13 protein-coding genes are annotated in these 11,190 nt (G+C 72.9%); 6 read left to right on the top strand and 7 right to left on the bottom strand.

The features are described 5' to 3' along the window. The 5 genes from VFW24_09025 to VFW24_09005 all read right to left on the bottom strand — a co-directional run. Positions 1–999, bottom strand: a 999-nt coding sequence (locus VFW24_09025) for a protease pro-enzyme activation domain-containing protein (protein ID HEX5266904.1), incomplete at its 3' end; no start/stop codon positions are given. Between the two features lie 98 nt (positions 1,000–1,097). After that, positions 1,098–2,099: a GDP-mannose 4,6-dehydratase gene (locus VFW24_09020; GenBank protein HEX5266903.1), complete on the bottom strand. Its 1,002-nt coding sequence runs from the start codon at positions 2,097–2,099 to the stop codon at positions 1,098–1,100. Then, positions 2,096–2,872, bottom strand: a complete 777-nt coding sequence (locus VFW24_09015) for a crotonase/enoyl-CoA hydratase family protein (protein ID HEX5266902.1) — start codon at positions 2,870–2,872, stop codon at positions 2,096–2,098. The genes VFW24_09020 and VFW24_09015 overlap by 4 nt, the downstream gene beginning before the upstream one ends. A 7-nt stretch (positions 2,873–2,879) precedes the next feature. Further along, positions 2,880–3,485, bottom strand: coding sequence for a TetR/AcrR family transcriptional regulator (locus tag VFW24_09010; GenBank protein ID HEX5266901.1), 606 nt, complete (start codon positions 3,483–3,485; stop codon positions 2,880–2,882). A gap of 186 nt (positions 3,486–3,671) precedes the next feature. Beyond that, positions 3,672–4,745, bottom strand: coding sequence for a glycosyltransferase (locus VFW24_09005; protein ID HEX5266900.1), 1,074 nt, complete (start codon positions 4,743–4,745; stop codon positions 3,672–3,674). 44 nt (positions 4,746–4,789) lie between these two features. On the opposite strand from VFW24_09005, the gene VFW24_09000 reads away from it, so the two are divergent. Both VFW24_09000 and VFW24_08995 read left to right on the top strand, forming a co-directional pair. Then, positions 4,790–5,584, top strand: coding sequence for an enoyl-CoA hydratase-related protein (locus tag VFW24_09000; GenBank protein ID HEX5266899.1), 795 nt, complete (start codon positions 4,790–4,792; stop codon positions 5,582–5,584). Positions 5,585–5,603: 19 nt separating this feature from the next. Beyond that, positions 5,604–7,256 carry an NAD(P)/FAD-dependent oxidoreductase gene (locus VFW24_08995; protein HEX5266898.1) on the top strand — a complete coding sequence of 551 codons (1,653 nt, stop codon included), beginning with the start codon at positions 5,604–5,606 and terminating at the stop codon, positions 7,254–7,256. On the opposite strand, the gene VFW24_08990 is transcribed toward VFW24_08995, so the two are convergent. Further along, on the bottom strand, positions 7,230–7,673 hold the full coding sequence (locus VFW24_08990; GenBank protein ID HEX5266897.1) for a helix-turn-helix transcriptional regulator: 444 nt from the start codon (positions 7,671–7,673) through the stop codon (positions 7,230–7,232). The genes VFW24_08995 and VFW24_08990 overlap by 27 nt on opposite strands. 50 nt (positions 7,674–7,723) lie before the next feature. Between VFW24_08990 and gmd the strand changes: the two genes are divergently transcribed. Genes gmd through VFW24_08975 form a run of 3 tightly spaced genes read left to right on the top strand, consistent with a single transcriptional unit; the run spans position 7,724 to position 9,650 of the window. Then, positions 7,724–8,695 carry a GDP-mannose 4,6-dehydratase gene (gene gmd / locus VFW24_08985; protein ID HEX5266896.1) on the top strand — a complete coding sequence of 324 codons (972 nt, stop codon included), beginning with the start codon at positions 7,724–7,726 and terminating at the stop codon, positions 8,693–8,695. Next, positions 8,692–8,907 carry a biotin/lipoyl-binding carrier protein gene (locus VFW24_08980; GenBank protein ID HEX5266895.1) on the top strand — a complete coding sequence of 72 codons (216 nt, stop codon included), beginning with the start codon at positions 8,692–8,694 and terminating at the stop codon, positions 8,905–8,907. The genes gmd and VFW24_08980 overlap by 4 nt, the downstream gene beginning before the upstream one ends. Beyond that, entirely contained in the window at positions 8,904–9,650 is a 747-nt protein-coding gene (locus tag VFW24_08975) for an enoyl-CoA hydratase (GenBank protein HEX5266894.1), read from the top strand. The genes VFW24_08980 and VFW24_08975 overlap by 4 nt, the downstream gene beginning before the upstream one ends. A gap of 4 nt (positions 9,651–9,654) precedes the next feature. On the opposite strand, the gene VFW24_08970 is transcribed toward VFW24_08975, so the two are convergent. After that, the gene (locus tag VFW24_08970) at positions 9,655–10,587 is read right to left on the bottom strand and encodes a class E sortase (GenBank protein HEX5266893.1); all 933 of its coding nucleotides are present in this window, start codon (positions 10,585–10,587) and stop codon (positions 9,655–9,657) included. A gap of 65 nt (positions 10,588–10,652) precedes the next feature. Here VFW24_08970 and VFW24_08965 point away from each other — a divergent pair. After that, the coding region (locus VFW24_08965; protein ID HEX5266892.1) for an ABC transporter ATP-binding protein at positions 10,653–11,190 on the top strand (538 nt) is incomplete at its 3' end.

Here is an 11,190-nt window from a genome sequence, read left to right as displayed (position 1 = left end):
GTCGGCCAGGACCGATGAGTCGGTGAGGTCCTTGGCGAAGTACAGCGTCTCTCCGGCGGCCTTGGGGGACATGCCGGTCGACGCCTGGGTGTCGATGTCCCACTCTCCCGCCCCCGAGTTGTCCTGGAAGTCGTCGTTGACCGGATGGATGGTCACGGGGATCTGGGGCAGGCCGAACTCGCTCTCGAAGCCGCGCAGGTCCTTGAGCGGTCCCGCCACCGCCCCTTCACCCAGCACGCCCATCTGCTGGCCCTGGCCGAAGTCGGCGCCGGCGTTGGCCAGGGAGGTGGGCTGGTCGTAGATCGACCAGAGGTCCTGGGGGGTGGTGAGCCCGACGCAGGTCGAGCCCACGCACGTGTCCTGGGCGGGTGTGCCGTGGACGGCGCCCGCCCCGGGGGCGTGGTCGAAGGTACGCGACCTGAGGAGGCTGTTGAGGCCGAGGACACTGTCGACGCCGAGCCCGGCCGGGACGGTCGGCGCCGCCGTGTTGGCGTAGAAGGTCGACCCGTCCGGCGCCGTGAACGTGCGCAGGGTCACGCCGAAGGTGCTCTCGGCCTGACTGGCCGTGCCGGTGAGGAGCAGGTACTCGTTGTCGGTCGAGAGGAAGGCGCGCCGCAGCCCGTCGCGGGTGGCCCAGGACTCGACCGACGCCTCGGTGCCGGCGGGGACGCCGAACCGGGCGGCCACCTCGCCCGCGGTGAGGAACCGGTGGAACTGGGCGCTGCCCGGGGTGTAGATGGCCCGGTAGGCGGCGTCGAGACCCGAGGGGTCGGGGCTGGCGATGGCGACGCCCACTTGCACGGGCGTGTTCCCGTCGAGGGCCGAGGACGCCAGGGCCGACAACCCGCCCAGCACGTCGCCGGTGAGAACGGTGGTGGCGGACGGGGACGCCTCGGCCGGCCGGGGCTGGACGGCGGCGGCCAGCGCACTCGCGGACGCCAGCGCGGCGGCGGCCACGGCGGCGCCGACCGGCCGGCGCAGACGGGGGAAGCGACGCAACGGGGGACCTCCTCGGCGGCCGGCTCCGCTGCCGGCCCGTCCCCGATGGTTCGTCGTCCGCCCCGGAAGTCCCTTTTCGGACTAATCGTCCGAAATCTCTAACCGACCCGGAGGAAGCGGCTGTCGCGCTGCATCTCGGCCCGGTACCACTCGATGGTCTCGGCCAGGCCCTGCTCCAGGGTGTGGGTGGGCTGCCACCCGAGCAGCTCCCGGGCCCGGGTGTTGTCGCAGTACATGGCCCAGATCTCGGTGGGCCGGTGGGGCAGGGCGCCGATCTTGGGCTCGATGGGGTTGCCCATCAGGTCGAGCACCTTGACCGTCAGGTCGCGGATGGCGATGTCCTCCCCGCACCCGAGGTTGATCACCTGGCCCTCGGCTCCCCGGGCTCCGAGGGCGGCCACGAAGCCGGCCGCCAGGTCGGTCACGTAGTTGAACTCCCGGGTCTGGCGGCCCTCGGTGGTGAGCAGCTCCTCCCGCCTGAGGGCGGTGAGGATGATCTCGGGGATGATCCGGTCCGGGGTCTGCCACGGGCCGTAGGCGTTGAAGGGGCGGAGGCACACGATCGGCCAGTCGTAGGCCTCGTGGAACATGAGGCTGTAGCGCTCCCCGGCGTACTTCGACACCGAATACGGCGAGATCGGCTTTACCTGACCGTCCTCCCGGAACGGCACGGGGACGTCGCCGTAGATCTCGCTCGTGCCGGTGTACACGAAGCGCTCGTAGTCGCCGCCGAGGGCCAGCAGCAGGTTGACCGTGCCGTGGATGTTGGTGACCAGGCTCTCGTCCACCCTCTGGAACGACTTGCCCACGTGGGTGAAGGCGGCGAGGTGGGCCACCAGCTCCGGCTTGACGGTGCGGGCCATGCTCTCCATGGCCGTGCGGTCCGCCACGTTGGCCTCGACGATGCGGATGTCGGCGGCGATGTCGGCCAGGCGCACCGGAAGCAGGGACGAGACCGACGCCGACATTGCGTAGACTTCGGCGCCCCCCTCCAGCAGCATCCGGGTCACGTGCGAGCCGATGAAGCCGCCCGCCCCGGTCACCAGCACCCGCTTGCCCCGGACGGCGTCGGCGGCGGGGGTGTTTCCGGTCGTGCTCACGCTGTGCGCTCCTCGAAGGTTCCGTGCCGCCCCGCCCCGGCGGCGAAGCGAGCCGCTCCCTCTCTCGTCTCCCCGCTCCTTATGGTGGCCAGGCCGAGGTCGGCCTCGTGGGCCAGAGCGTCGGTCTCGGCCATCCCCCACTGGGTCAGCGCCGAGGCGCGGTCGCTGCGGGTGCAGAGCGGGGGGAAGGCGGCGATCGAGTGAGCCAGGGCCACGGCGTCCTTCAGGGCCCGGCCCGGCTCGGACAAACGGTTGGCCAGCCCGATGGCCAGAGCCTCGGTCCCGTCCACCGGGCGGCCGGTCAGGATCAGGTCCATGGCCCGGCTGTGGCCGATCAGGCGGGGCAGGCGCACCGTCCCGCCGTCGACCAGGGGCACGCCCCAGCGCCGGCAGAACACGCCGAACACGGCGTCGCGCGCCGCCACCCGCAGGTCGCACCACAGGGCCAGCTCGAGGCCCCCGGCCACGGCGTGCCCCTCCACGGCGGCTATCACCGGCTTGCCCAGCACCATCCGGGTGGGTCCCATCGGCCCGTCCCCCGTGGGCTCCACCCGGTTCCCCCGCCCCGCCGCCACCGCCTTGAGGTCGGCGCCGGCGCAGAACGTGGCCCCGGCGCCGGTCAGCACCGCGACGGCGGCGTCGGGGTCGGCGTCGAAGTCCCGGAAGGCGCCGGCCAGGGCGTCCGCCGTGGGCCCGTCCACGGCGTTGCGCACCTCGGGCCGGTCGATGGTGACGACGGTGACCGGGCCGTCGCGCCCGACCGTGACGTTCATGGGCGGCTCACCCGGCCTCGGGGCGGATCCCCCGCAGGCCGGCCCAGGCCAGCTCGGCCAGGTGGAGGGCCAGGTCGTCGAGGGAGCCGGCAAAGGTCGGGTCGGCCATGGCCCGCCGCCCGGTCACCTCCGCCATCCCGACCAGGGCGTGGGCCAGCTGCCGGCGGTGGCGCCCGTCGATGCCGGCCTCGATCAGCGGGGCGATGGCGTCGGCCATCGACTCCTCCACCCGTTCCACCGCGTCGGCAAACTCCAGATCGTGGCGGGAGCTGCCCAGGAACAGGAGCTGGAAGGCGCTGCGGTGCTCGTTCACGAAGGCGAAGTAGGCCCGGAAACCGGCCTCGACCTGGTCATGCGGCCGGGCCGCCCCGGCCGTGGCCTTGCCGACGGCCTCCTGCAGCTGCCGGCCCACGTCCTCGAGCAGCTCGAGGTAGAGCTCCCGCTTGGAGCTGAAGTGCTGGTACAGGACGGGCTTGGTGATCCCGGCCGCCTCGGCCAGCTCCGCCATCGACGTGCCGTCGAATCCGCGAGTGGCGAACACGTCCAGGGCCACGTCGAGGAGCTGCCGCCGCCGGCGGGCGGCGGGGAGGCGGGGGCTGGTGCGCGGGCTCATTTCTAAACCCAACGGTAACAACGGGGTGCCCCGGGGGGGCGGGGTGGGCGGGAGCAGGAACCGGGGCCCTGCACGGCGAACCTTCGGCATCGATGAAGACGGTGCCGGGGACGTCGCCTCAGAGTCTGTCCCGCCGCCCCCCCGAGGCGCGGCGTCCGGACAACGCGACCATGTCGCGTATGACCCTCATGGCCGTGCAGATGAACCGCCGGCGGTCCCGCCGGACCGGACGCGGCCCCCGCGCCGACGGCTGAGCCGGCCCAGCACCTCCTCCAGCCTCCCCGGTAGGTCGGCCAGGTCGAGGTGGCGGCGCACCGCCTCCCGGTTGTACTCCAGCAGGCCGGGGTCGGGATCGGCCAGCCACTCCCGCAGGGCCCCGACCTCGCCGAGGGAGAACCAGCGGAAGCCGAGGGCGCGCAGTTCGTCGGCCACGGGGTAGGGCCCGACCACCACCGGCCGGCGGTGGACCGAGGCCTCGACCGCCGGGTTGCCGAAGCCCTCCCACGACGACGGCAGCAGCACCGCGTCGGCGGCGGCGTAGGCGTCGGCCATGACCGGCGCCGCCCGGTGGATCGTGGGCACGGGGGCGCCGGCCAGCACCTCCTGCAGCTCGGGCCCGTAGCCCTCCTCGGCCGGCCCGGTCAGCCAGTAGGTGGCTCCCAGGCCCCGGGCGGCCTCGACGCCGGCGGGCACGTCCTTGCGCCGCAGGGCCCGGGTCGGCTGCAGAGCGAGGCGGGTCTCCTCCGCCACCCCCACCTCGGCGCGCCCCCTGGCCCGGTCCCCGCCCTCCTCGAGGGCAAAGCAGTTCCGCACCGTCACCGCCGCCACCCCCCGCTCCTCGAGCTGGCGGCGGGACAGGTCGGTGATGGCCACGTGGACCCAGTGCGGATCGTCGGGCACGGCGTCCCCCATCCCGGCCCGCTGCCACGGCAGGTCGTGGTGGTGCAGGACCGCCGCCCGGCCCGCCAGCTCCCGGGTCACAGCGGCCGACGCCGCCGGGTTGAGCGGCAGCGAGCAGATGTTCTCGGCCACGACCACATCGGCCCCGGCCAGGGCGGCGGCCAGGGCGGGCCGGTCGGGCCGTTCCTCCGTCCAGGGCCCGAGACCGGGCACGATCCGGTCGGCGTCCCCCTCCCCGGCGACGGTCCACACCGCCAGGCCGAGGGCGCGCAGGGCCCCGACCCACTTGGCCGCCTCGACCGAGACGCCGTCGATGCCGCCGAGCCGGTAGGAGACGACGGCGGCGCTGGAGGGGCCCACGGGGCCAGCCTTCCATCGGGGCAGGCGGTACCTTCGCCGGTGAGATGACCGACATCGCCACCGGGGCCTCCGACGAGCTCCTCTACGCGGTGGACGGGGCCGTGGCCACCGCCACCATCAACCGGCCCGAGAAGCGCAACTCCCTCTCGCCGGAGGTGATCTCGGGGCTGCGGCGGGCGGTGGCGGCGGCGGGGGCCGACCCCGCCGTCCGGGTGCTGGTGCTGACCGGGGCCGGGGACCGGGCCTTCTCGGCCGGCGCCGACCTGACCGGCGGGGACGGGGGCTTCCTCGGCGGCCACGAGAGCCGGGGGGACATGGCCCGGCTGTTCGAGGAGCTGTGGGCCCTCGGCAAGCCCACCATCGCCCGAGTCCGGGGTTACGCCCTGGCCGGGGGCTTCGGGCTGGCCCTGGCGTGCGACCTGGTGGTCGCCTCCGACGACTCCCAGTTCGGCACGCCCGAGATGAACGTGGGGCTGTGGCCCTACATGATCACCGTGCCCCTCGTCCGCTCGATGGCGCCGAAGAAGGCCCTGGAGCTGATGATGACCGCCCGGCGGGTCGACGCCCGGGAGGCGGCGGAGATCGGCTTCGTCAACCGGGTCGTGCCGCCGGGGGAGCTCGACGCCGTGGTGGCGGAGCTGGCCGGCGCACTGGCGGACAAGTCGCCCGTGGTCATGCGCCTGGGGCGGGACAGCTTCTACACGGTGTGGGACCAGGCCGCCGGCCCCGCCCTGCGCCACCTGCACGCCATGCTCAGCATCACCAGCCAGACCGAGGACGCGCGCGAAGGGCTGGCCGCCTTCGGGGAGAAGCGCGCCCCCCGCTGGTCGGGGCGCTGACCGGTAGCATCACCCGGGTATGACGACCGATCCCGCACCCGACTTCGACGTCGTGGTGATCGGGGCGGGGTTCGCAGGCCTCTACGCCCTGTACCGCCTCCGCGACGAGCTCGGACTCTCGGTCCGGGTGTACGAGACGGGGAACGGCGTCGGCGGCACGTGGTACTGGAACCGCTACCCCGGCGCCCGCTGTGACTCGGAGAGCTTCTACTACTCGTACTCCTTCTCCGACGAGCTGCAGCAGGAGTGGGTGTGGAGCAGCAAGTACCCCGAGCAGCCCGAGATCCTGAGCTACCTCAACCACGTCGCCGACCGCTTCGACCTCCGGCGCGACATCCAGCTCGAGACCCGCGTCTCCTCCGCCGTGTTCCAAGAGGACGCCGACGTCTGGGAGCTGACGACCGAACGGGGTGACGTCGTCACGGCCCGGTTCGTCGTCAGCGCCGTCGGGTGCCTGTCGGCGGCCAACGTCCCGGCCATCCCCGGCCTCGACCGCTTCGAGGGGGACTGGTACCACACCGCCGCCTGGCCCCACGACGGCGTCGACTTCACCGGCAAGCGGGTGGGCCAGATCGGGACGGGCTCGACGGGCATCCAGGCCGCCCCGGTCATCGCCGCCCAGGCCGACCACCTGCACGTGTTCCAGCGCACGCCCAACTACACGGTGCCGGCCCGCAACCACCACATGACCCCCGAGCAGGACGCCGCCATCAAGGCCGACTACGCCCGGATCCGCCGCAAGGCCCGGCGGTCCTTCGGTGGGTTCCCCTACGACGCCAGCGACAAGTCGGCCCTCGAGGTGAGCGACGAGGAGCGCCTCGCCACCTACGAGCGGCTGTGGGGGGAGGAGGGCGGCTTCAAGTTCATCTACGGCTCCTACAACGACCTGCTCGTGAACAAGGCCGCCAACGACACCGCCGCCGATTTCATCCGGGCCAAGATCGGCGAGATCGTCACGAACCCCGACGTGGCCCGCAAGCTGATGCCCACCGACTACCCGTACGGCACCAAGCGCCCTCCGATCGACACCGACTACTACGAGACCTACAACCGGGACAACGTCACCCTCGTCGACCTGCGCGACACCCCGATCACCGAGATCACGCCGAAGGGGATCCGCACGACCGAGGCCGAGTACGAGTTCGACGTCGTCGTGTTCGCCACCGGCTTCGACGCCATGACCGGGTCGCTCCTCAAGATCGACGTTCGGGGCCGCGGCGGTCTGGCCCTGCGCGACAAGTGGGCCGACGGCCCCCGCACCTACCTCGGGATGCAGATGGCCGGGTTCCCCAACCTGTTCGTGATCACCGGCCCGGGCAGCCCGTCGGTGCTGGCGAACATGCCGATGGCCATCGAGCAGCACGTGGAGTGGATCAGCGCCTGCATCTCCCACGTGCGGGAGATGGGCGTGACGGCCGTGGAGGCCACCGTCGAGGCCGAGGAGGGTTGGGTGGACCACGTGCGCTCCATCGCCGAGGTCACCCTGTTCCCGATGGCCAACTCGTGGTACGTGGGCGCCAACATCCCCGGCAAGAAGCGGGTGTTCATGCCGTACGTCGGGGGCTTCGCCCCCTACGAGAAGCAGTGCAACGACGTGGCGGCCAAGGGCTACGAGGGCTTCGTCTTCTCCGGCGCGGCGGCCCGGTCAGCCCAGGCTGGGGCGGGCGGCTAAGGCCTTCAGGGCCTCGTCCAGCGCCTGGCGCTCGCGCCGGTCGTGGGTGTCGGCCAGCAGCTTGACGAGCCGCCGGCGCCACTCCTCGGCCAGGACCGGGTCGAACCCGGCCCCGGTCCGTTCGATGTCCCGGTCCAGGAGGCGCAGCTGCAGCTCCACCTCGGTGTAGCGGCACACCACCACCGGGAGGCGCTCGGCCTTGGCCGGGGGGTAGTTGGTCCCCGCCACCAGCTCGTGGGGCTCGAGCTTGAACAGTCCCGCCAGCAGGGCCACGGTCCGCTCCCCCGGCACGCTGATGCCCGCCTCGAGGTGGGACACCGCCACCCGGGACACCGCCAGGCGGGCCGCCAGGTCCTGCTGGGTCCAGCCGGCGGCGGCACGCATGCGGGCTATCCGCCGGCCGAGATTCTCGGCCATGCCAAGTGGCTTAGCAGACGGGGCGCCGCCGGCGGGTTACAACCGCGTCCATGTCCCGACGCGCGCTGATCACCGGCATCACCGGACAGGACGGCTCCTACCTGGCCGAGTTCCTCCTCGATCAGGGTTACGAGGTGATCGGGATGCTGCGGCGCAGCAGCACCGTGAACTTCGAGCGGATCACCCAAATCCAGGACCGGGTGACCCTCGTGTCCGGGGACCTCCTCGACGAGGTGTCGATGATCAACCTCCTGCGCGAGCACCGCCCCAACGAGGTCTACAACCTGGCGGCGCAGTCCTTCGTGCAGACGTCGTGGAGCCAGGCCGTGCTCACCGGGGAGACCACCGCGCTCGGTGTGACCCGCATCCTCGACGCCATCCGCATCGTCGACCCCGAGATCCGCTTCTACCAGGCCAGCTCCAGCGAGATGTTCGGCAAGGTCATCGAGGTGCCGCAGCGGGAGACGACGCCGTTCTACCCTCGCAGCCCGTACGGGGTGGCCAAGGTCTACGGCCACTGGATCACCGTGAACTACCGGGAGAGCTACGGCCTGCACGCCACGTCGGGGATCCTGTTCAACCACGAGTCGCCGCGCCGCGGTCTCGAGTTCGTCACCCGCAAGATCACCCACGGGGTGGCGAGGATCAAGCACGGCCTCGACAAGACCCTGCCTCTCGGCAACCTCGAGGCCCAGCGGGACTGGGGCTACGCCGCCGACTACGTCCGGGCGATGTGGCTGATGCTGCAGGAGGACGACGCCAGCGACTTCGTGGTCGCCACCGGTCGGACCCACTCGGTGCGGGAGTTCTGCGAGCTCGCCTTCGGCCACGCCGGTCTCGACTACCAGGACCACGTCGTGACCGACGAGCGGTTCATGCGCCCGGCCGAGGTCGATCTGCTCGTCGGGGACCCGGGCCGGAGCCGGGAGAAGCTGGGCTGGAAGCCCGACGTCGACTTCCCGACGCTGGTGCGCATGATGGTCGACGCCGACCTCAACGTCGTCGCCAGTCAGGGCCGATGACGACCGAGGTCCGGGCCGAGATCACCGGCAACGTGTGGCAGGTGCACGTCGAGGTGGGCCAGGCCGTGGCCGCCGGGGACAGCATCGCCGTCCTCGAGTCGATGAAGATGGAGATCCCCGTGGAGGCGCCGGTGGCGGGGACGGTCTCCGAGCTGCACGTCGCACCCGAGGGCCGGGTGCAGGAGGGCGATCTCATCGCCGTCATCGAATGACCGCCATCGGCCTCGACGTGCGCCCCTCCGAGTCGGGAGGCAGGTGGGCGGTCGCCACCATCCAGCGGCCCCAGCGCCGCAACGCCCTCGACACCGCCGCCTGCAGGGAGCTCGAGGCGGCCGTGACGGCGGCGGCGGCGGACGGCGCCCGCACCCTCGTGCTGACCGGCTCCGAGGGCAACTTCTGCGCCGGCGCCGACCTCGGCACCGTGCGCGACGACGACTTCCACCCGGCCCTGCGCCGGGCCCTGATGGGCCTGGTCGAGACGGCCATGGTCTGCATCGCCGCGGTGGAGGGCGCGGCCCTCGGCGCCGGCGTCCAGCTGGCGGTGGCGTGCGACCTGCGGGTGGCCGCTCCCGACGCCCGGTTCGGGGTCCCGGCCGGTCGGCTGGGCCTGGCCGTGGACCACTGGACGGTCCAGCGCTGCGCCCTGCTGGCGGGGCACGGCCCGGCCCGGGCCATGCTGCTCGGCGGCATGGAGCTCGACGGGGAGGCGGCGGTGCGGACCGGGTTCGCCCAGCGCCTCGGCGGCCGGGCCGAGGCCGAGGCGTGGGCCGGGCAGATCGCCGCCCTGGCCCCACTGACCCTGGCCGCCCACAAGCTGGCCCTCAACCGTCTGGTCGCGCCCCCCGACGACCCCGAGGTGGTCGAGGCCCGCAGCCGGGCGTGGGCCAGCCGCGACCTCGAGGAGGGGATCACCGCCTTCCGGGAGCGGCGGAAGCCCCGCTTCGAGGGGCGCTGACCCCTCAGACGTTCGACGGCAGCAGCCGGGTGACGTTCTCGAAGAAGAAGTAGAGGAGCAGCAGGAACACGGGGGCCCCGCCGACATAGGCGGGCCAGCCCCACGGCAGCCGGGGCTTGAGGCGGCGGGCCACGAGCCAAGCAAGCAGCCACAACGCCCCGGCGCCCAGCCCCCAACCGACCACGGCGGGGATGGCCGCCGACGATCCCGACGTGTTGGTGTCCGCCACGGTGGCGTCCCCGGGGATGGTGCTCGGCGTCTTGGTCGGGCCGGCGGGCGTCGTGGCCGGAGGCGTGGCGGGCGGATGGGCCAGGGTGGCCTTGATGATCAGGCGCTGGGCGGCGCTGAAGCGGGGGTTGCAGGTCGTGAGCGTCAACCCGTAGCCCGTCTGCGGCGCGATCACCGACACGTCGCTCGGCAGCACCGGGAACGGCGTCTGGGTCACGTCGTACTCGCAGACCCGCTGGGCGCAGGTCCCCGTGAGCGTCTGGATCAGGATCTTGTCCCCCGGCACCAGCTCATTGAGGTTGTAGAACGGGGCGCCGTAGGTGGTGCGGTGCCCGGCTATCGACGCGTTGCCCGGCTGGCCCGGCAGGGGGGTGCCGGGGTAGTGGCCCGGGCCCTGCTTCAGATCGCCCTCGCCCACGCCCTCGACGAAGTACTTGTCCACGCCGACCTTCGGGATCTGGATCCGTCCGATGGCGAAGCCGGGCAGGACCGCCGGCGGCGGGGCGGAGGTGGTCGTGGTGGAGGCTGTCGACGCCGTGGTCCCCGGGTGGGGGCGGGTGTGGTGCGTCTGCTGCCACTGTTGGGCCAGGCTGTTCTGGCTGCGCGCCTCGGAGATCCCGGTCCCCCACAGCTCGTAGGCGACGAAGAGGAGCAGCAGCACCCCCGCCGAGATCAGGGTCCGGCCGGCCGCGGCCAGGGATCGTCGCATCACTCGACGGTACCCAAGCCGCTTGGATCGGCCGAGGCAGGCCCCCGTAGTCTTGGCCGACCCGTATGGTCGATGCCGTCCGCCTCCGCTCCGTCGTAGCCCTCGCCGGCCGCTTTCCTCTGCTGGCGGGCGCCGACCTCACCGCCCGGCCGGGGCAGGTCGTCCTCCTCCGGGGCCCCAACGGCGCCGGCAAGACCAGCCTCCTGCGGGTGTGCGCCGGCCTGCTGGCCGTCACGTCGGGCCAGGCCGTGGTCCTCGGAGAGGATCTGCTCGCCGACCGGCGGGGGATCCGCCGGCGGGTGGGCCTGCTCGGTCACGCCACCCACCTGTACGACGACCTCACCGTGGCCGAGAACGTCCGGTTCTTCCTGCGTGCCGCCGGTCTGCCGGGCGAAGCCGCCCCTCCCGCCCTCGCCCGCCTCGCCCTCACCGGGCGCCTCGCCGACCTGCCGGCCTCCCGCCTCTCCGCCGGGCTGCGCCGGCGGGCGGCCCTGGCCGTGATCGCGGCCCGGGACCCCGAGCTGTGGCTGCTCGACGAGCCCCACGCCGGGCTCGACGCCGACGGCCGGGCCCTGGTCGACGAGCTGGTGGCCGCCGCCGCCC

The sequence above is a fragment of the Acidimicrobiales bacterium genome, from assembly GCA_036273495.1.
Lineage (GTDB): Bacteria > Actinomycetota > Acidimicrobiia > Acidimicrobiales > JAJPHE01 > DASSEU01.
The sequence above is the reverse complement of the archived record's forward strand: the minus strand, read 5'-3'. Positions and strand labels throughout refer to the sequence as shown.